This is a genomic window from Paenibacillus sp. SEL3 (assembly GCF_054602585.1).
Genome location: NZ_CM137725.1, coordinates 5,873,376 through 5,894,567, shown reverse-complemented (window position 1 = coordinate 5,894,567; position 21,192 = coordinate 5,873,376). Strand labels below are relative to the sequence as shown.

21 protein-coding genes are annotated in these 21,192 nt (G+C 44.4%); 4 read left to right on the top strand and 17 right to left on the bottom strand.

The features are described 5' to 3' along the window. Positions 1-170: 170 nt before the first annotated feature. From ACYCS5_RS27215 to ACYCS5_RS27150, 14 genes are all read right to left on the bottom strand, one after another. A complete protein-coding gene (locus tag ACYCS5_RS27215; RefSeq protein ID WP_013310304.1) occupies positions 171-437 on the bottom strand; it encodes a metal-sensitive transcriptional regulator in 267 nt (88 codons plus the stop codon). A 76-nt stretch (positions 438-513) separates the two neighbouring features. Further along, positions 514-990: a DsrE/DsrF/DrsH-like family protein gene (locus tag ACYCS5_RS27210; RefSeq protein WP_029516791.1), complete on the bottom strand. Its 477-nt coding sequence runs from the start codon at positions 988-990 to the stop codon at positions 514-516. Next, positions 987-1,577, bottom strand: a complete 591-nt coding sequence (locus tag ACYCS5_RS27205) for a sulfurtransferase TusA family protein (RefSeq protein ID WP_165150851.1) — start codon at positions 1,575-1,577, stop codon at positions 987-989. Before ACYCS5_RS27205 ends, ACYCS5_RS27210 begins: the two co-directional genes overlap by 4 nt. Positions 1,578-1,793: 216 nt before the next feature. Beyond that, positions 1,794-2,321, bottom strand: a complete 528-nt coding sequence (locus tag ACYCS5_RS27200; protein WP_029516793.1) for a TetR/AcrR family transcriptional regulator — start codon at positions 2,319-2,321, stop codon at positions 1,794-1,796. A gap of 149 nt (positions 2,322-2,470) precedes the next feature. Then, positions 2,471-3,178 carry a DUF4309 domain-containing protein gene (locus ACYCS5_RS27195; RefSeq protein ID WP_165150852.1) on the bottom strand — a complete coding sequence of 236 codons (708 nt, stop codon included), beginning with the start codon at positions 3,176-3,178 and terminating at the stop codon, positions 2,471-2,473. A gap of 120 nt (positions 3,179-3,298) precedes the next feature. Next, positions 3,299-3,925, bottom strand: coding sequence for an HXXEE domain-containing protein (locus tag ACYCS5_RS27190; protein WP_029516795.1), 627 nt, complete (start codon positions 3,923-3,925; stop codon positions 3,299-3,301). Between the two features lie 18 nt (positions 3,926-3,943). Then, entirely contained in the window at positions 3,944-4,534 is a 591-nt protein-coding gene (locus tag ACYCS5_RS27185; protein ID WP_459760446.1) for a TetR/AcrR family transcriptional regulator, read from the bottom strand. Positions 4,535-4,761: 227 nt separating this feature from the next. Further along, positions 4,762-5,994 (bottom strand): aminopeptidase, encoded by a 1,233-nt coding sequence (locus ACYCS5_RS27180; RefSeq protein ID WP_459761344.1) that lies wholly within the window; start codon positions 5,992-5,994, stop codon positions 4,762-4,764. A gap of 47 nt (positions 5,995-6,041) precedes the next feature. Then, positions 6,042-7,631 carry an acyl-CoA synthetase gene (locus ACYCS5_RS27175; protein ID WP_459760445.1) on the bottom strand — a complete coding sequence of 530 codons (1,590 nt, stop codon included), beginning with the start codon at positions 7,629-7,631 and terminating at the stop codon, positions 6,042-6,044. Positions 7,632-7,819: 188 nt separating this feature from the next. After that, on the bottom strand, positions 7,820-8,923 hold the full coding sequence (locus ACYCS5_RS27170; RefSeq protein ID WP_459760444.1) for a DNA alkylation repair protein: 1,104 nt from the start codon (positions 8,921-8,923) through the stop codon (positions 7,820-7,822). A 113-nt stretch (positions 8,924-9,036) separates the two neighbouring features. Then, positions 9,037-11,064: a S9 family peptidase gene (locus ACYCS5_RS27165; RefSeq protein WP_459760443.1), complete on the bottom strand. Its 2,028-nt coding sequence runs from the start codon at positions 11,062-11,064 to the stop codon at positions 9,037-9,039. A 290-nt stretch (positions 11,065-11,354) separates the two neighbouring features. Next, on the bottom strand, positions 11,355-11,903 hold the full coding sequence (locus tag ACYCS5_RS27160) for a GNAT family N-acetyltransferase (RefSeq protein ID WP_029515029.1): 549 nt from the start codon (positions 11,901-11,903) through the stop codon (positions 11,355-11,357). Between the two features lie 290 nt (positions 11,904-12,193). Continuing rightward, positions 12,194-12,697, bottom strand: coding sequence for a ferritin (locus tag ACYCS5_RS27155; protein WP_039275069.1), 504 nt, complete (start codon positions 12,695-12,697; stop codon positions 12,194-12,196). Positions 12,698-12,824: 127 nt separating this feature from the next. Then, the gene (locus ACYCS5_RS27150; protein ID WP_459760442.1) at positions 12,825-12,929 is read right to left on the bottom strand and encodes a hypothetical protein; all 105 of its coding nucleotides are present in this window, start codon (positions 12,927-12,929) and stop codon (positions 12,825-12,827) included. A 129-nt stretch (positions 12,930-13,058) separates the two neighbouring features. Between ACYCS5_RS27150 and ACYCS5_RS27145 the strand changes: the two genes are divergently transcribed. Beyond that, on the top strand, positions 13,059-13,427 hold the full coding sequence (locus ACYCS5_RS27145; protein ID WP_069011139.1) for a DUF423 domain-containing protein: 369 nt from the start codon (positions 13,059-13,061) through the stop codon (positions 13,425-13,427). 93 nt (positions 13,428-13,520) lie between these two features. Here the strand turns inward: ACYCS5_RS27145 and ACYCS5_RS27140 are convergent, their stop codons facing one another. Together ACYCS5_RS27140 and ACYCS5_RS27135 are read right to left on the bottom strand one after the other, a co-directional pair. Continuing rightward, entirely contained in the window at positions 13,521-14,375 is an 855-nt protein-coding gene (locus ACYCS5_RS27140; protein WP_039275066.1) for a sugar phosphate isomerase/epimerase family protein, read from the bottom strand. Between the two features lie 19 nt (positions 14,376-14,394). Beyond that, the gene (locus ACYCS5_RS27135) at positions 14,395-15,129 is read right to left on the bottom strand and encodes a thioesterase II family protein (RefSeq protein ID WP_459760441.1); all 735 of its coding nucleotides are present in this window, start codon (positions 15,127-15,129) and stop codon (positions 14,395-14,397) included. 224 nt (positions 15,130-15,353) lie between these two features. On the opposite strand from ACYCS5_RS27135, the gene ACYCS5_RS27130 reads away from it, so the two are divergent. The 3 genes from ACYCS5_RS27130 to ACYCS5_RS27120 all read left to right on the top strand — a co-directional run bounded on the left by ACYCS5_RS27130 (position 15,354) and on the right by ACYCS5_RS27120 (position 19,696). Further along, complete coding sequence (locus ACYCS5_RS27130; protein WP_459760440.1) at positions 15,354-17,789, top strand: GH36-type glycosyl hydrolase domain-containing protein; 2,436 nt, start codon at positions 15,354-15,356, stop codon at positions 17,787-17,789. A gap of 95 nt (positions 17,790-17,884) precedes the next feature. Further along, positions 17,885-19,009 (top strand): GGDEF domain-containing protein, encoded by a 1,125-nt coding sequence (locus ACYCS5_RS27125; protein ID WP_430025785.1) that lies wholly within the window; start codon positions 17,885-17,887, stop codon positions 19,007-19,009. Between the two features lie 168 nt (positions 19,010-19,177). Further along, positions 19,178-19,696, top strand: a complete 519-nt coding sequence (locus ACYCS5_RS27120) for an NAD(P)H-dependent oxidoreductase (RefSeq protein WP_029515040.1) — start codon at positions 19,178-19,180, stop codon at positions 19,694-19,696. Positions 19,697-19,783: 87 nt separating this feature from the next. Here the strand turns inward: ACYCS5_RS27120 and ectB are convergent, their stop codons facing one another. Continuing rightward, complete coding sequence (gene ectB / locus ACYCS5_RS27115) at positions 19,784-21,046, bottom strand: diaminobutyrate--2-oxoglutarate transaminase (protein WP_341070810.1); 1,263 nt, start codon at positions 21,044-21,046, stop codon at positions 19,784-19,786. Between the last annotated feature and the right edge of the window lie 146 nt (positions 21,047-21,192).

Sequence of the window (21,192 nt, the reverse complement as noted above, 5' to 3'; positions counted from 1 at the left end):
ACAGAGGATTATTCCTGAAATGTCCGAATAAAAAAGTCCGCTACCAACTAGAGGCAGCGAACTTTTTAATTACGGCTAGTATATAATCTTTAATCAAAGGCAATATGCCAGCTCCCGTAATTTTGTGCATAGTGACATCATTGCCCGCTAGCTTGGACTCCGGAGTCAGATTATCTACTTTTCACAAGAAGCTGAATCGCTTCTTTAACCAGCTTATCCGTGTCTCCTCCTGCCTCTTGCTCTTCCAATATACATCGTTGCAGATTCTCTGCTACAATTTGGGCAATCGCTTTATCTGATGCGTTACGTACGGCAGATAACTGGCTAACGACGTCTTTGCACGATTTTCCTTCATCCATTAAACGAAGTACCCCACGCACCTGTCCCTCAATCCTCCTCAGGCGCGTTTTCAGTTCATCACTGTAATTGTAATCCATAAGTAATGCACTCCTTTTTTGACTTACCATATACACGTATAGGTATATTATAAACCAAAAAAATAAATAGGATACCCTAAATAAATAGATTCACCTTGCCCTGGGAAGCATCCCCCAAGTAGGCGGCTACCCCAGCATATTCCAAACCTTCGATTAGCTCTTCTTGCTGCAGCCCTAACAAATCCATGGTCATGGTACAGGCGACGAGCTTGATCCCCTGCTCTCGTGCCAACTCTATAAGCTGCGGCAAGGAAAGCGCATTGTGTTTTTTCATGACATGCTTGATCATCTGTGGACCGAGTCCGGCAAAATTCATTTTGGATAGTGCAAGCTTTTTGGGTCCACGAGGCATGATCCAACCAAAGGCTTTTTCGAGTATCCCCTTATTAGTGCTCACGATTTCATCCTTGCGTAACGTATTTAGCCCCCAAAAAGTAAAGAAAATAGTTACTTCGTGATCATATGCTGCCGCTCCGTTCGCAATAATGAATGCAGCAATCGCCTTATCCAGCTCCCCGCTGAATAATACAATCGTTGTTTTGGGTGTGCTCATATGGATTCGCTTCCTTTAGTCTCTCCAGCCCATTCGGATATGCCTGAAAGCACAGATTTGACTTTTTTAGCGCCTTTGGCAACTAATAACTGACAAGCCATTTCACTGCGTGCTCCAGCTTGGCAAATCACTGCGATCTCTTCTTCCAAGTTCAGTTCAGAAAGTCTGTTCTCCAGTTCGCCAAGAGGGATGTGCTTAGATCCAGGGATATGTTTAAGCGTAAATTCAGCGGGTTCACGAACATCGAGTAAAATGAAGTTCTCTTTGTCAGAATATTTTGCTTGTAGCTCTTCATGGCTTATCGTAGAAGAAAATACTTGCTCCTTCTTCACTTCAGCTAGATTTGCTTTTTGTAGATAATGTCGCATTACATCTCCTTCTTGGAGAGTGCCCAAATATTGATGTCCGGTGTTTTTGGCCCAGCTCTGAAAATCGACTAATGAACCTTTGTCAGTCGCCTGAATCTCCATAATCTTTCCAGGAACGAGCTCATTCATAGCCTTTCTTGCTTTTACAATAGGCATAGGACAAGCTAGCCCTTTACAATCAAGAATATGATCTGCTTGGATATTGTTAGTTGATGACATTCTATAACCTCCGCCTGTTTTTTGAGGGGCTTAGCTTAGTTAAATCTTTTATACATATACCCCTATGGGTATCAGAATAACGATACTCGCTTCTCTTGTCAACTTATTTGGCCGTTTTTTCTCAGAAGCAAACAAAATCATGTCTTAAACAAATAAAATTAAAAGCAAAAAAAGCCGCGCAAAAACGCGACTCTAATGCATAAACATAAACCAAAATTAATCGTCTTTTTTCATCAGTTCTGGCAAATCCAGCGACATTGAAATATTACACAGCATACCTCTAGCGAGAAAAAGCATCGTTCTTTCCATTGCTTGTTCAATACCTGCCCGTCGGAAAGCATCATACACCGTCGTATGAATTTCACGTAACCCTTGCTGCATCACGCTTACAACCTCATCCTCGCGGATCGTCTGCGCCTGCATTTGCAAAAGTGTTTCATTACGGTATTCCGTCATAATTTGCGAATAGGCTGCAATTAGCTCTTGCTCGAGCTGCTCAGATGAGGCCGAATGAATGACGCTGTGAAAAGAATCTATGATACGTGTAAATGAAACCTTCAGGGCTTCAACAAGCAATGCTTCCTTGGTAGCGAAAAAACGAAAGACATAGGGTTGAGAAATATTGGCCCGTTCTGCAACTTTGGCTGTTGTAGCTCGGTAGTAGCCCATCTCAGCAAACACTTCAATGGCAGCAGATATGATTTCCTTTTGGCGATTTATAGATGTTGACGTAGCTTTAGTCATGTTTTTTCATCCTTTTATTTAACACAGTTTTCTGATTAGTGATTAATCAATTACAAAATAGTATAAACGACATACCCTAAAAATGCAATGAGCTTGAACAAAGTCGCCTCCGCAATTCTAACGGAAACGACTCTGTTATATGCATCCAATTATGGCGTTTTAGAGTTAAAATATAATCGGATATAATTGACCTTTTGCGTTTTGGTTTGATAGGAAAATACTAAATTATAACTAAGTCCTGATGTGTTATTGATCGTATAATTAGCTTCTGCTGTGTCAGGTATGTCTCTAGAGGTATCAACGGTTTCCGTAGGTTGGCCTAAATCGTCAACAATTTGTTTGATAAGCAACTTTTTATATTCTGGATCGGAAGATGTAATTTCTGTAACTTTATCGCTTCCATCCAGCATGATGTCTGTATGATACTTAGCGTAGCTTCTCATAGGGCCAGTAGAACCAGACTCGGATTTCCCCCACAGCTCAAATAAAAGAGCGCTGCTAGTTCCCAAGCCAAGACCTTTAGGCAAATTCGGTAAGGTTCCCTGCTTGGCTGCGCTAAATATAGCGGCTGCAGGGCTGTGTTTACTGTGAGGTGTAGCTGTACTATTGGCAGGTTCTTGATGGGTCGAGGTTGAGGTTGAGGTTGAGCCTTGCCCATTAGTATTGAGATCCGTGTTTTGATCTGTAGAACTAGCAGGCGATGTGACTGTTTCTGCTTTAGTAGGAGCAGTTGATTTTGCTTCCCCGCTATTGCTGCATCCTGTCATCACAGCAAAACCTATCGCCAATAAAGCACTAGTGGTGATTAGCTTGTAAGCCAACTTTTTACGATCATAAAATTGATGTGTATGCTTCATTATAAGATCACTCTTTCCTTGTTCATGGGTACAAACCAAGTGTAACCGAACCTCGTTTCCAGAATACCTCTACTTGTTTCCAACTTGTAAACAAGGACATTAATGATTTTCTAATATACACTATTTACGACCATAAGATCCCAGCTGTTGTTTAGAAAAGGAGTAAGGAGAGTCACTCTTCTTCAACCATATATTCCCTTTAATGATGAAGATGTATACAGCAAAAACAAAGTAGATCGTACCCGCAATCCAGTCTATTGCCGTTGGGATGTCTCGCTGCACTATTGCATGTATATACCAAATTCCGACTGGAACATGCAGGAGAAGTGCCGTAAACAAGCCAGGATTATATAGGGTTTTTGCTTTAATATTTACGACGATACCGTGCCAGACGACCTGAAAAAATCCCATAAAAACGGGTGCGAGTCCAAGCCAGATTACTTGCGGAAACCATACGGGGAGCAGGTAAAACACATAGGCAATTGCAACATTGATAATCATCGCTGATTGAGTGTTTAAGGGGTAATGATCGGGTGCTTCACTTTTAAACATAACGTTGTTAAATAAACCAGCAAAATATCCAGGCCAGCGGTACTCCTCAAATTGATGAAACAATATAGCTACAAAACTCAACCATAACATGCCTGTTATATCCGAAAGGATAGCTTGATTCATAAGCAAAACAACACATACGACCACACCGATTATAGCCCCTGCATCTTGCCAATATTTTCTCAAATAATTCATATTAGTCACCCCTATGCTTTATTTTTGATCAAAATATCTTTCAAACAGCAGATTTAATTGTTCCTCTATTGAAGGTATTTCCACAACTGCCCCTGATTCAAGAATTGGACTCATAAGTGCAGGCAGAAAAATAGCTCCGAATATTTGCAGCATCATCGCTAACAAGAGCTCCGGCTGTTGCTCACCTGTCAGCTCCTTGATCGTGTTCTGAACCTTTGGAAATCCCATTATGTTTAAAAACCTTCCGTATTCCTGTTGAGATGTGAAGGGCGTGCTGCCCATGGCAATAATTCGCGAAAGAAGCTCTGGATATTGACGAATGACCTGTAAATAGTTATATAAAAATTGTTTCAGTCTATCTTGGGGGGGGATCGCTGTATTATCCAAAATAGAAAAGGTGTGTTGAAAGCCATTTAATATCACTTCAATAGCTTCACTGAGCAAATTTTCCTTGGAGCCAAAATAATAATTAACTAAAGAAATATTAGTAGCAGACAGGTCGGCAATTTTTCGGATTGTAACCGCCTCAAAACCTTCCTTTTGAATAAATTCCAGCGTAGCGTCTAAGATTTTTTCTTTGGTTTGTTGTTTTTTGTCTGGGTGATTCATGTTGTTCCTCCTCCTGTTTGGTCAATCATAACGGATGAATGAAATAGGACAATTTATGTAAATCATTTTTCAAACAGTAATTAAAACGTTGTTTAAATTGTTGTTTGAACTCAGTTTAGCACTTTATATTTCACAAAACAAGGAGTAATTTGAGATTTAGGGAATAGAAAAACCCGCATACGAATGAGATCGTTTGCGGGTTGATTGAATTGAGGTTGAGAAAAGGACTAAATAGCCCAATTTCCTTTGCGGAACACGGCTTCTTTACTTCCATCTTGCAGTTCGCCATCAATATCCAGCTCAGCTGAGCCGATCATGAAGTCAACATGAGTCAGACTGACATTGGCACCGTTCTGGAGCAGCTCCTCCCGGTTCATTTGTGTCCCATTTTCCATATTAAATGGATACGCACTGCCTAGGGCCAAGTGACAGGAGGCATTTTCGTCGATACCTGTATTGTAAAAAATACGATTGAGATTGGAGATCGGTGAATCGTGCGGCACCAGTGCAACTTCTCCCAAATAGCTGGCCCCTTCATCCGTAGCGAGCAAATGAGTCAGATGTTGCTCGCCGGATTCTGCTGTATATTCAGTGACTTTACCGTCCTTAAAGGTAAACGTTATGCGATCCACCAGTTGTCCATTTAAATTGAGTGGCATGGTACTTGTGACATGACCATTCACACCTATACGCTTAGGCATCGTGAACACTTCTTCTGTCGGCATATTCGCGACAAAGTAATCTCCGCGCTCGTTCTCCCCACCGCCGCTGCGCCAAATATGCCCGTCAGCCAGTTCAATTCGCAAATCTGTTCCTGGTGCACGATAGTGGAGACTTTTATACTTTTTATGATTCAGCTTGTCTTGTACCTGTTCAAGGTTTTCCAAATGTTTCTGCCAATTCTGAATAGGATCAGAGCCATCTACACGGTTCATTTGAAAGATTGTATCCCACATGACACGTATACGATCCTCTTCTGCTACATCTGCAAATACTTTATCGGCCCAAGCCTTCGTCGGCGCTTTAATTAAACACCAGCTAATTTTATGATTTCGGGTATATTTGGAAAAACTTTCTCTCGCCGTAGCTGCCGCCTTAGTCGCACGAGATACCTTTTGTGGATCAATGCCTTGATATAAATCGGGGTTCGGCACTTTAATCGTTAGTGTGGCTCCACCCTCTTCGGCAAATTTCTCCATCATTTCTGCCTTCCAAGCAGGGTAGTAATCGAAGCTAGCTTCGTCACCATGTTCAAAACGACTACGTGTAATGGAATCATCCTCAAACTCTACCTGTACATATTTAGCGCCTGCTTCATAGGCTTTGCTGACAATCAGGCGTGTAAACTCAACAGTTTCCAGTGGTGCAGTTACCAAAAACACCTGTCCAGGCTGAATGTTAACCCCTACTCTTACAACCAGTTCTGCGTATTGCTCCAACAATGATTCAAATGTACTCATTTTTCCACGCTCCTGTTCCGTTTTGATTATATTGAATAATTTCATCATTACAGTACGGATTGCTTCTCCAGTTCACGCAGCTCCACTCTTCGTATTTTGCCTGAGCTGGTTTTAGGGAGTTCTTTAATAAACTCTATTTTTCGTGGGTATTTATAAGGCGCCGTCCATGTTTTCACATGATGTTGCAGTTCCTTCACTAACGCCGGTGATCCTTCTACCCCAGCTTTGAGTACGACAAAAGCCTTTACAACATGTCCACGGATTTCGTCAGGGCTGGCTACGGCAGCACATTCCTGCACGGAGTCATGCTTCATAAGCGCTTCCTCTACTTCAAAAGGACCAATGGTATAGCCAGAACTGATAATGATATCATCCCCACGTCCTTCGAACCAGAAATATCCATCCTCATCTTTGCGAGCCCGGTCTCCCGTAACAAAATAATCTCCGTGGACACTAGTTAATTTGCGTTCTGGATCATGGTAATACGTTTGGAATAATGCCGGCAGATCAGCGCGTACCGCAATATCGCCCACTTGCCCCGGAGCCAGCGGAATGCCATCCTCGTCTACGACCTCAACGAGTCCCGGTGCAATAGATTTGCCCATCGAGCCTGTACGCAGAGGTGCATCCTTTAAATTACCAATAATTAATGTGCTCTCCGTTTGACCATAGCCGTCACGAATCGTAATGTTGAACTGCTCCTGAAACTTATTAATGACCTCCTGATTGAGAGGCTCTCCCGCAGAAACTGCGCTGCGCAATTGGGATAGATCATATTGATCCAAACCATCCGTTTTCGCCATAATCCGATATTCTGTCGGCGTACAGCACAACACTTGGATTCCGTACTGCTGCATGAACTGCAAATAGCGACCCGGACGAAACGGACCATTATATACGAATCCGGTCGCTCCATTCCCCAGTACAGATAAAAACGGACTCCAAATCCACTTTTGCCATCCTGGTGCAGCTGTAGCCCATACTATATCTGAAGCTTGAATATCCAACCATGGTGATGTTATCCGCAGATGAGCATATCCCCAGCCATGGCTATGTACAACACCTTTAGGATTTCCCGTGGTGCCCGAAGTATAGGCCAGAATGGCCATGTCGTCACGGTGCGTCTTCACAGCTTCAAAAGTATCTTTCTGTCCATCCATCAGCTCATTCAGCACGAGCCAGCCAGATACATCTGGCGTGTCGTCCCCGGAGACCACGATACGATAATCCAGAGTAGGCAAATCATCGCTTATTTTGTCCACTTCACCTGTTACTCCGGTCCAGGCAATGACTGCGCGTGCTTCAGAATGGCGAAGACGATATGCAATATCCTTGGCACGCAGCATTTCTGAAGATGGAATGACAGCAAGCCCCAGCTTCAAGCAGGCTAAATAAATTACATACGCAATAATACGCCGTGGTACTACGACCAGAACTCTGTCACCTTTGTTAAATCCCAGACTTGCGAGTCCTCCAGCCAGTCGGTTAGCCTTTTTCAACAGCTCTCCATAGGTGATTTCTTCGTATTCTCCTGTCTCACTCAGCCACTTAAGTGCTGTTTTATCAGCCTCATGGTGTTCCATTTCCGAAGTCATATTGTAATATTCAGGCGCAAGCCATTGTTGTTGATCTGTCAAATTATACCTTCCCCTTTATACATAAGATGAGATCCACTTTCTTACTGTAGTATAACACGTCTTAGTACCAGGTTCTAATACCAGAATCATTTTTTAATCATTTTTTTGGAAAAAAATAAATTAGGTAAAACCAACAACAAAAAGAAAGAGCCTGATTTCAGACTCTTTCTCTTCACTGCAATCTTGATCTACAACTGGAGTTCTACCACTGTATAAGCCGCTTCCTGACCATTTACGAGCAACGCAATCCGATGCGTTCCCTCATAATGGCGACGAGTTGTCAGGTCTGCAAAACGGTGTGTCCGTGTACCTGTAAGATGGGTTCCTCCGGGGACCGTTTTGTCAGATAGCAAAAACAGTTTACGTGAGACTTGTCCCCTCGCCTTTACAAAGTCAATGCCGTACTCGATGCGGACTCGTACCGGGTCACCTTCACGAAGCTGAAGCGCGTAGCTCAACTCACAGCTATCACCAAGCTTTAGCACGGCAGGGTCTGTGGTGAAAGAGGCACCCGTGACCAACGGTCCCCCGTCTGTTTCATCCGCATAGCCGAACATTGCCATCACTTCGGGGATGGATTTGCGAATCAGGGTCCGGCAGCCATGACGCACAATCCAGTCGGTGTCAGGATGTGTCCCTTTCCACCGTTGAGCCGTAGCAATGACCACATCAGGATGATCCTTGGCAATATCGTTCAGGTTGTTGGCTACACTTTTACGTACATATAGTGATGGATCGGCTTTCAGTAATTCCAATACAGCCAATACTGGAGCAGGATCGCGCTTAAACACAGGCAACGCCTGTCCCCAGGGTAGCCGTGGACGGCAGCCTTCGCTGGCAAGACGGCGAACGTGCTCACTTTGATGTCCCGCCCAGGTCGTCATTTGCTGCATCATCCGTTCCGGTTCACGCAGGAGGAAGGGTCTTACGGCGAACTCCGCAGAGGACCTAGATGTGAATCGCTCCAGCGCCTTCATGGACAGGTCCCAATCCCCTTCTCCCTGCCCATACACCTCCACAAAATCGGGGAAAAACAAGTACGGAAAACCACTGCAATGCTCATCTATAGTAAAAAGAATACCCAGAGCTTCTTCATAATTACTGGGCAAAAATGCCCCTAATGTTAACGAAATACGCCGTATTCGTTCTTTCAGCTCCAGCTCATCCCATTTTTCATCCATCACTTGATGGATAAATCCGATGGTATCGAACGGCCTGTATGCAGACTGTACTTTTTCACCGAATTGTTGAAGAAAATTCTCCGTGTACATATTTTTTAAGGGCTCAGCCATTATATATCTCCTTTTGAATGAGGTTGAGAGAATTGTAGCAAGGCATACTAAAAATGCCAAGTCCTATGATGAGGACCTGACATTTTTACATCAACACAAGAAATCGATTTAACTTATAATTCGTGTTGGGCAAACCAATTGGTAATGCGTTGCAGTCGTTCCACGCGAAGCTGCGGGTGCCCTTTTCGTGAAAGCTCGTGACTTGAAGCTGGAAAACGGACAAATTGCGTAGGTTTCCCCAAGCGACGCAATGCTGTAAACAGCTGTTCTCCCTGCTCTATAGGGCATCGCAGATCCTGCTCCCCGTGCAATATGAGCAGCGGTGTGTTAATTTGCTGCACATAAGCCAGCGGAGATTGCCTCCACAAGAGCTCGCAATCCTCCCACGGATTCCCGCCGACTTCATCTTCAGTAAACGAGTACCCTATGTCGCTCACTCCATACATTGACAGCCAATTAGATATGGAGCGCTGGGTTACAGCTGCGCGGAAACGATCGGTATGGCCAACAATCCAGTTTGTCATAAAGCCACCATAGCTGCCCCCTGTTACACCCAGCTTTTCCGGATCAATGAATGGGAACTGGCGTATAGCCTCGTCCACTGCGCTCAGTAGATCAGTGTAATCGCGTCCGCCGTAATCTCTAAGGACGACATTGGTAAAAGACTGTCCGTACCCTCGGCTTCCTCCGGGATTCGTGTAGATGACTGTATATCCCTGAGCGGCCAGCAACTGAAATTCATGAAAAAAAGAATTGGAATACATGGCATGAGGGCCACCGTGAATCTCCAAAATGGCAGGATAGGATACTCCCTCCTTAAACCCAGCAGGCTTCATTACCCATCCCTGCACCCGTCGGCCATCCTCAACCCCCGTCCAAAAGCACTCAGGCACACTGATCTCAATCTCATCAAGCAAAGAATCATTTACTCGTGTCAGCTGTTCCTCAGTTCCTGAATGAATCGCAATCCGGAACAAATCGCCTGGTAAAGTTACATCGGTGGAAGCGGCAATGATATGCTGCTCATCCGATGTAAGCTCGAATTGGTAAATTTCTCGTTCTCCTTGCGTTAAAATTTTAAAAGTTCCATCAAGCGCAAACTGATATACGTGTACATTGCCTTCAAGACTTACCAGCGTATACAGGGATTGACCGTCCGCACTGAAGCGTGGTGGTCCTATATGAAGATGTGAACGCATGTCGCTCATACCCGCATTACCAAGGTGAGCGTCAAGCGTCTCACTAACGCATACTGCCTTCCCCCCACTGGAAGGAACCGTGTACAGTCGGGTCTGAGTAGCGCCTTTGGCATGTCGATCATGGCCGTAAAAGGCAATCGTTGAACCGTCGGGAGAATAAGCAGCACTCTCGATGTGCAGTTCAGAATGGGTCAGCTTAAGCGGTGCTGCGGCATCATCATTTGAAATCGCAGGAGTTATCGTAAACAAATCATTTAGTTCACGTAAATCCGTATCCTCTTTCGAATGTTCTGCGATTCTGGCGACGAATAAAATACGTTGAGCATCCGGTGACCACACAGGCTCTGCCACATCATAAGCGCCGGAAGTCAGTTGAACTGTGTGCCCCGAAGTCATATCCGTTACATACAAGTGATCACGAGTATCATCCCACAGTCCATAGCCGTCGGATTTAGCTTTCGTTCGATTAACAACTCGTCCCTTAAGTTGCGTCTCCTGAGTTCCTTCATCGGATATCGGGCTTGACGGGTTCTCGGCCGTTTTAGCTACAAACGATATGCAGGTCCCATTAGGAGACCAGGCTAATGAACGAACGTTGTTCTCTACGTATGTAAGCTGTCGTGCCTCTCCCCCGCGTTCTGGAATAATCCATACCTGGCGCTTGCCGTCTGTTGTACGGAGAAAAGCTAGTTGTGATCCGTCGGGTGACCAGACAGGCGTTTCATCTTTCGGTCCGTATGTAAAGGGTAATGCGCTAGCGCCATCGGACGATAATAGCCAAATTCCTGAGTTATAATCTGTCCGCTCTTTATTAATATACTGTTCTACGTAAGCGATTTCACCACTAATAGGATGAATAGCTGGATCGCTAACCCAGTGAAGTCGATATAAATCCTCGGCTGTTATACAGCGCTTGGTCGTGCTAAATTGCGAGTCGCTCAAAAAAATTCCTCCTTATATCATCAGATTCCACATTTTCAAATTTTAATTAATCCGATTAATTTTATGTGATTATAATAATTATACAATTACGTTACTCTTTTAATTTATTTCTGTCAATTTGTCCAAAATTAAAAAGCCCCTCTCTCAGCCGCTATCGACCAGAAAGCACCGTTATTTCGGTTGCTTTCATGAGAGAGGGTAACGTTATTCATCAATCATAACTGAAAATTCATTCGCTCCAAGCCCCTTTCAGCGAACGAATCGGCTTCGTCTGTTCCGGGTGATCGGGTCTAATTTTGGTTGGCTGTCTCGGCTTCATTTTTTTCACGAATGTAAGTGGAGAATAATTCAGGATTCACCACTTTACGCAGTAAATGCATCGTCCCGTCCCCTGTTCCATGGTCAAAAGCATGGATACGTTCATATCCCCAACGCTCGTACATGGATAGCAAATAGGGATGCTTTTCTGCAGTCGCCAGTGTTACTGCAGGAGCTCCCACCTGATCACGTATAATCGTTTGCTCTACCCAATTCAACAATTTTTTCCCATATCCTTTGCCCTGGGTAGCCGGGTCTACAGCAAACCACATCACAAACGGTAGATCGGTTATAAAATTAAGGGCTCTATTTTTGAGATGGCTTACGGTAGCCTGAATGACACCGTCTACTTCCAGCACATAGCAATCATTATTTTTAATATTTTCTTGAATGAGAGCAACGTCTGCCTGAGCGGCAGGCCATCGAAGCCCCAACTGCCGAATTGTTTCATACGCCTCATACGTCACATACTGCAATCTTTCTGCGTCCTCTTGGAGTGCCAGACGATAGATTTCACTCATACTAACCCGCCTCCTTATAGTGTTTTTATAAAACGCGTGAACCACTATATAATTATTCCTATCTATTTAATCAGATATAAAAGTTAACATAACTGTAGCATGCTCACCATCCAGCGACAAATTAATTTTTTCTATAACTCCATTTAAAATAACAATATCCCCTCGAAAGAGGGGCATTCGGTAAATCAAAGTCAACGCAAAAAAGCCCGAAAGCCGGGCTCCTTTAATTTCTAGGCGAATAAAATGCTGTCCATGCCTCAGGCATTTTCAAACACAACATGTTTGCAGTGTTACTCCGCAGGGGCAGTAAAGCTGCGTTTGGCAAACTCGCTGTCCAGCATATAAAAGGCGTTGCTGTCTCTTTCAATGCGTTTAAGCTTCTGAATAACACTGTCGAACAGCGCTTCCTCCTCGACTTGCTCATCAATAAACCATTTCAAGAAATGGATCGTTGCATGCTCACGTGCATCGAGGGCCAAGTCAGCCAAATGATAAAATTTTTGCGTGTTTTGCTGCTCATGCTTGTAGCCATGCTCAAATACGTCCAGCATGGAATCGTAGCTGTTTTTGGGCTCTGGTAATGCAGCCAATGTAGCGCGTCCTCTACGGTCATTAATGTATTTATACAGTTTCATGGCATGAAACCGTTCCTCCTCAGCTTGTACTAGGAAGAAGTTTGCAAACCCATCCAGACTTTCACTGGAACAATAAGCAGCCATCGCCAGATATACGTGAGCGGAGTAAAATTCAAAGTTCATTTGCTCATTCAGAGCCTGTGCCAAATTGTCATTCATGTCTCAGGTCACCTCGGTCATGTATGTAATGATGTAACGATCATAGTGTACCACGAATCCGATCACAAAAAAACGGACGGAAATGAATTCAGTTCAGTGCTCTACATTCCGCCCGCGATTTCCACAATCAGTTCACAATTAAGGCTCCAGACCACAGACACGTTTGTCGTTTATATACAAAGGTGATTTCCAGATAATAATCTGCGCCTGTAACGGCCTTATCCAGTTTCACAAAACGTCCCTGAACGTTGCCACATAGGCGCCAAATGAGAGTCGAAAAATTATATATGTTTAGAGTTTCACAAGGAAAATTGACGAAATCAATTGGAATCGGTACTATTTCACAGGGAGGCGTTAAAACATGAAAATTTTGCTATTGCTTGGTTGTATCGTGATGTTTTTAGCCGTAGCGCTTGGAGCGTTCGGCGCACACGCATTGAAAAAGAGACTTTCCGCAGACATGATGAGCATATTCCAGACAGGAATTCAATATCAAATCGCTCATGGACTGGGTTTGCTGCTGCTTGGAGTTCTTGCTGACAGACTTGTCCATTCTTCTCTCATCGTAACCGCAGGCTGGGTTATGCTGGTGGGTATTCTCCTATTTTCCGGTAGTCTGTATGCCCTTAGTATATCCGGTGTGAAAAAGCTTGGAGCAATCACCCCCATTGGCGGGTTGGCTTTTTTGGCAAGCTGGGTCATTGTGATCGTGGCGGTTGTGCAGGGTTAAACAAGGGTAAAGAAACAGAGACTTGGAAAAGGAGGCGCTTCCAAGTCTCTCGAATTATTAACGTAGCATTCCTGAGTATTATGATAGAATACATTATTTCGTCTGCACTTGTTGCGCTTTCTGAGCGGCTATCCGGTGTCCTTCGATATAACGTCTGGATTCAGCCATCTCATGCTCCTGAGCAGCTTCCATAATAATATGAACCCCCGGCTTGTACTGCTCCAGCAGTTCCATGTAGAGGCCATAGTTCATGTCTCCAAAACCCGGCGGCACCGTCTCAATTTCACCCGACGATGACAAACGCCGGTCTTTGGCATGCGCAGCGATAATCCGGGGGCCCAGCAGTTGGAAAGCTTCCCGAATGATCTCATCCTGCTGCGCCATATTTTCCGTTTTCAGCAGATTACCAGGATCAATCACAACACCGATGTGTGAAGAGGGCACTTCCTCCAGAAAGGTAGCCAACTCTACGGCAGTTCCTACCAAGTGATCGTTTGCAGCTTCCAATCCTACGAATACGCCCCACTTCTCCGCTTCATCTGCTAATTCACGCACTACTTCCCTTACAACTCTCCAGTCACGTTCCGTATAGGCGGTACCATCCTCATTACGTCCCACTTCAGCTGCAACCATGGGTGCTCCTAACAGACCCGCATATCGGATCAGCTCTTTAAAGCGCTCTACATTTTCACGCAGCAATTCCTCATCCTGTACAAAAAAATGCAAATAGCACCCGAGCACCGATATGGAAACACCATGCTTACGAAATTCTTCTGCGATAGACAGTGCCAATCCCGGATTGAACTTACCCGGTTTATTAAAATCCACATCACTGATCGCTCTCCACGGAGCCAGCTGAACATGAGTAAAGCCCGCTGCGCCTACCTTTGCAGCCAATTCGCGATAAGGCAACTTGCCAAACAAATGTGCCAATACACCTACTGTCACTAAAATTCACCTCTTATTTTTATTTTTGTATGCTACTTGTTACCGTAATCTGCTCCAAGGTCTCATTGATGATGTGCGTAATCCGCTCCACTTCATCATGAATAAAAAAGTGTCCTCCCTCAAAGGTAAACATACGAAATTGCTGATCCGTATGCTGTGCCCATGCCTCCGCATCTTGTAAGGTCACCGTGTTATCGGTCATTCCCGTCAAAGCGGTGATAGGACAATGTAAAAGTGCGGCTTTAGCCGTGTACTTATACAACTCAACAGCTTTGAAATCCGCTCTTAACACGGGCATAAAATAGTCGTATAATTCCTGATTGCCAAAAATCGCTTCCGAAAGCTGACCGTACCGCTGCAAATGCGTCCTGAACTGATCTGCGGGCAGATCGTGTAACCACGGGGAATTTCTTGGGACATGCGGTGCCCGTCCACCCGAAACGAACAGATGAGCAGGCTTGCCATATCCACCGGCCACCAGCTTGTAGTACAGCTCGAATGAGATCATCGTCCCCATACTGTTGCCGTATATGGCATAAGGATTGCCGGGGGCTATCTCTTCGCTGATCTTGTGCATCAGATCCTCGCTCATCTCCTCAATGCTTTCCTTAAGCGGTTCCCCAGAACGAATACCCCTGCCCGCTAATTCCAGTGGAACAAGCTTAATCTGCGGAAGTAGCGACTTTTTCCATTTGAAGCTGACCGACGCCGATCCGCCTGCATATGGGATGAAAAATAATGTGATAGGTGCCATTCTTGCAACCTCCTGCCTTGCTAAGTTCTAACTTTTTCATTTTAGCATAAAAAGGTATATTTACCCATTTCAAATATTTTGCAAATCCCAGAAGAAAGGTTGAGAAAATCAAGCGCATTTTACATAAAGAGGGGAATATCTTCCTAAAGGAAGAACGGCTTCATGTTTGAATATAATCATGTATTGGGCCTTTTATTTTTTCAAATCGAGAGGAGTTCTGCGCCATGAAGTATGGTTTCTTCGATGATGTCAATCAAGAATATGTCATCCACACCCCTCAAACCCCTTATCCTTGGATTAATTATTTAGGTAATGAACGATTTTTTGGACTGATTTCCAATACAAGTGGCGGCTATGCATTTTACCGGGATGCTCGCTTACGTCGCTTAACCCGTTACCGTTACAATAATATTCCTGTCGATAACGGTGGTCGTTATTTTTATATTTATGATGATGGGGATTATTGGACTCCAGGCTGGATGCCGGTCAAACGGGAGCTGGAGCAGTATGAATGCCGCCATGGACTTGGTTATACCTCAATTATGGGAGAACGCAACGGTATTCGAGCCACTCAGCTGGCTTTTGTACCCCTATCCTTTGACGGCGAGGTCCATCAGGTTAAGCTTCAGAACACATCGTTACAAACCAAAAAGATCAAACTCTTTTCGTTCGTGGAATTTTGTCTGTGGAACGCCTATGACGATATGACCAACTACCAGCGCAACTTGAACACGGGCGAGGTTGAGATACAGGACTCTGTCATTTATCACAAAACGGAATACCGTGAACGCCGCAATCACTATGCTTTTTTCTCTGCTAATCGTCCGCTAGCGGGTTATGATACAGATCGTGAAGCTTTTCTGGGACTCTACAACGGATTAGATCAGCCTCAAACGGTCGCCGCTGGGCAAGCCTCGAACTCTATTGCCAGCGGATGGTCCCCTGTCGGATCACATTGCATTGAGATCACGCTGGAGCCAGGCAAAGAAACAAGCTGTAACTTTATACTCGGTTATGTGGAAAATCCCGAGGAAGAGAAATGGGAGTCCCACGGTGTTATTAATAAAAAACAGGCACATGCCATGATTGCGCAGTTTGCGGATGAAACCGATGTAAAACAAGCTTTGAGTGAACTCCGAGCCTATTGGAACAATCTGCTGTCCAAGTACACCCTTCAAAGCCACGACGACAAGCTGAACCGAATGGTAAACATATGGAACCCGTATCAATGCATGGTTACATTCAATATGTCACGTTCAGCTTCGTATTTTGAATCTGGTATCGGACGTGGTATGGGCTTCCGGGATTCAAATCAAGATTTGCTCGGCTTCGTCCACCAAATACCGGAGCGGGCACGGGAACGGATTATCGACATTGCCTCTACTCAATTTGAAAACGGCGGAGCTTATCATCAGTACCAACCGTTAACCAAAAAAGGAAACCACGAGGTTGGCGGTGGCTTTAACGACGATCCGTTATGGCTTATTGTCGGTACCGCAGCGTATATCAAAGAAACGGGAGACTTTGGCATACTGGACGAACAAGTGCCCTTTGACGGAAATGTAGAGCGTGCGGCTACGCTGTTTGAACATTTGAAGCGTTCTTTTTACCATGTAATAAATAATCTTGGTCCGCATGGTCTTCCACTCATTGGCCGAGCTGACTGGAACGATTGTCTGAATCTCAATTGTTTTTCCGCTACACCCGATGAGTCCTATCAGACAACACAGAATTTGGAGGGCCGAGTAGCTGAATCCGTGTTTATCGCCGGACTATTCGTATATACGGGACCGGATTTTATTGAGCTCTGCAAGCGCAGAGGTTTGGATGCAGAAGCGTCCACAGCTCAAGCCCATGTGGATCATATGCGAGCAGCTACATTGGAGCATGGTTTTGACGGGGAATGGTTCTTACGTGCGTATGACCATTATGGAGACAAAATCGGAAGCAAGGATTGTGAGGAAGGTCAAATTTTCATTGAACCTCAAGGTTTCTGTGTCATGGCAGGAATTGGTGTTGAAGAAGGCTTGGCACATAAAGCTCTCGATTCTACACGTGATCGACTGGAAACTCCCTACGGCATCGTGCTGCAACATCCATCTTATTCCCGTTACCACATCAATCTGGGCGAAATCTCATCTTACCCTCCCGGGTATAAGGAAAATGCCGGTATTTTCTGCCACAATAACCCGTGGATTATGATGGCGGAAGCCGTAATAGGACGTGGAGATCGCGCTTTTGAGCTATATAGCAAAATTGCACCTGCCTATCTGGAGGACATCAGCGACATTCACCGCACCGAGCCGTATGTGTATGCTCAAATGATTGCGGGCAAGGATGCTGTTCGTGAAGGCGAAGCCAAAAATTCCTGGCTGACGGGTACAGCGGCGTGGAATTTTATAGCTATTACTCAATCCATCCTCGGTATCCAGCCGGAATGGGACGGTCTGCGTATTGACCCGTGCATTCCTACAGCCTGGGACGAATTCATAGTCACCCGCGTCTTCCGTGGCGATACCTACGTGATCCATATCACGAATCCACAGCATGTCTCCAAGGGTGTAGCTACGCTTACTGTAGACGGTACCCTCCTAACGAATAATATTCTGCCGGTTGCAGCGGACGGGGCTATCCACCAAGTAAAAGTGTTACTAGGCTAACAAGTTCATGGCCTTCAAAAAAATTAGCTTCAACTTCATCACATAGTATCTTATAATACGAGGATGGCTAAAGATACATTAAGTGTGGTGACATCATGAACAAGACAAAACGGCTTACTCAAACCATGGATTACAAAACAAAGCAAGCCCACTGGGTACGCAAAATGTTATTACTGTATTGGATGATTATAGCTGTACATTTTATCGTCCAGCTGGGCAGCTACTTATTTCTTGATTACGCCGCTTCGCCTTATGAATTTTACGTCGGAACCCTGATTGTTCCTACGCTAATCATGAGTGGTTCCAACTTACTGGCAGAGTTGGCTCATTTTAAATTTAACAGGTATTCTTTTGCGATCCTGTTTATGGCAAGCACCGTCATTTGCTGGATGATTATTCGCCTAAATTATGATATCCGGATTATTCCTGCGCTATGTTTGTTGCCTATTTTCTCTTCTATTCTGTTCTTCAATCGTCGCTTAATATGGCTTTCCTTTGTATTGCAAGTGGTCGTCTTTTTTCTGTTGCTGGCAGCAGATGGATCATTCCGCAGCTATTTGTCAGACTTTGATATTGTGGCGATTCCAACCTTTTTGATTATGTCCACCTTTATTGCTCTCATTATTCAGGCCAGCGGCCGCGATTTGTTAGTGGATTTGTATAAAACAAAGCGTGCCCAACAGGAATTAATGATCAGTAATGCGATTATCAGCAAAATGTCAATGACTGATGGTTTGACAAAGCTGTACAATCATTTGTCCTTTCAAAACTTTTATGAAAAAGCACTCGAATATGCCGAACAAGGAGCGATCATCCATCTGGCGTTAGTGGATATTGATAATTTCAAGAAGATCAATGACACTTACGGACACCAGTTCGGAGATAAAATTTTGGAAGGCATCTCGCAAATCATTACAGAACAGATTACCGCAAATGACATTGCAGCTCGCTATGGCGGTGAGGAATTTGCTATTTTGATGTTCGAGCATACTTTCGAAGAAGCTTATCAGATCGTCGAAAACATCCGGCGTGAAGTGGAGAAAATGACCTTTCATGAGAAATTGCAAATCGTTTCTGTAACCGTAAGCATTGGACTGAAAAGCTATACAGAGGAAATGAACAAAGATAAAGATGTATTTTTTCAGCAAGCAGATGACTATCTGTACCAAGCTAAGCGCTCCGGGAAAAACAAAATTGTTGCTCTTAATCATATCGCTTAATGTAAAAACACTTCATTTGATGAGACTCCGGCATGAGCTTGCCGGAGTCTTTTGAATATAGAGCTTAAAATGTAATAGAGTTGACAACTCCATAAGTTGAAACTAAAATAGTTACATATGTATTGGTTATTTACTTACTAAAAATAAGTCTAAGGAGATGATTTTTGTATGCCAACCCTCGTTATTGTCGTTCACCCTGATCTTGCGGAATCTCGAATTAACAAAAGATGGGTGCAAGAACTCAAGAAACAATCCGGCGTGACCGTTCACAACCTGTATGAAGTATATCCGGATGAGCAAATCAATGTCGCCCAGGAGCAGGAACTGCTAGAGCAGCATGACCGTATCGTTCTGCAATTTCCTTTTTACTGGTACAGCACTCCTTCCCTACTGAAAAAATGGCTGGATAAGGTTCTAACCTACGGCTGGGCTTATGGGAGCGAAGGTGGCAAGCTACAGGGCAAAGAGTTGTTGATTGCCTTGTCTGCTGCCAGTGTTGAGGAAAACTATCAACATGACGGACGGAATAGGTATACGATCGAAGAGCTACTGAGACCTCTGGAAGCTACAGGCCATATGATTGGTGTCAAATTGCTCCCTTATTTCGTACAATATGGTGCTGCAGTACTGACCGATGAGCAACTAGACCAATCCGCACAAAAATACGCGCAAACAGTTATTTCTTAATTTTTTACTAGAAAGCCCCTTGGACGGCGCCTGTCATACCTGCTTTACAGCAGACGGCAGCTCCAACCAAGGGGCTTTACTGATTGATTACATCGTAACCAAGGTACTGGTTACCTGTGCCATGCTTTCTTTAATGATGTCGCAGCCCTTACGCAAGTTTTCCAAGCTTATCGTTAACGCTGGCATAATTTTAATTACTGTATCGTTACGTCCAGCACGCTCAACAATGAGTCCCCTACTAAAGCAGAGAGTCGTTACCTCCTTGGCGAACGCTTCTCCCAGATGAGATACATCAATCCCCCAGATCAATCCCATGCCGCGAATTTCAATAAGAGGATCTATGGATTGGATTTGTTCACGCAAGAACTGCTGAACAAAAGCCTCTTTTTCCTTCACTTGTGCTTCCAGCTCTACCGTATCTCTGAACTCCAGCGCAGCCTTTGCCCCGACAAAAGCAAGCTGATTTCCACGGAAAGTGCCGTTATGCTCACCCGGACTCCATATATCCAATTCTGGCTTGAGCAGCAATAGAGACATGGGCAAACCGTATCCACTGATCGACTTGGACAAAACAACCATATCAGGAACGATTCCCGCCCGCTCGAATGAGAAGAACGAACCAACTCGACCGCAACCGACTTGAATATCGTCCACAATAAGCAAAATATCATGATCATCGCACAACTGTCGCAAATCACGCAGCCATTCGGTATCTGCAATATGAATGCCGCCTTCAGCCTGTACCGTTTCCAAAATGATCGCGGCAGGCTTTTCCACACCTGAATGGGTGTCTGTTAAAAGCTGCTCCATATACAAAATGGTATCCATTCCGTTAAATGTGCTGTTATAAGGTATAAAGGTAACATTGTTCAGGGGAACCCCTGCGCTCTCTCGCATGGAGGTGTTGCTGGTAATCGATAAACTACCCAGCGACATTCCGTGGAACGCACCCATAAAGGCAAAAATACCATTTCTGTTTTTCACCTTGCGTGCAAGTTTCAGTGCTGCTTCCACCGCATTGGTTCCGGTCGGTCCGCAAAATTGCAGCTTATAATTCAAGCCCTTGGGCTGGAGAATACGCTCTGAAAAAGACTCCATAAACTCTTGCTTGGCCGTCGTGTACATATCCAGACCATGCATAATCCGATCGGATGTTAAATAATCCAATAACCGGTTTTTCATAAAATCATTATTATGCCCATAGTTCAAAGCCCCAGCCCCGGCAAAAAAGTCAATGTAACCCTTGCCTGTCTCCGTGTACAGTACATCGTTTTTAGCTTTGTTGAATACAACTGGAAAACTTCTGCAATAGGATCTTACATTGGACTCCAGCGCTTCGAATGTGTTCATGATCTCTCGTCCTCCCGCTGACCTGATTTTAAAAACATACAAGCATGGAAAGCAAAAAAGTGTAAATATGTAATCTAAATGAGAAGACAGTCTGAATTCATAATGGGATATCCACACCAAAGAATCATGAGTACGATTACAAGAAC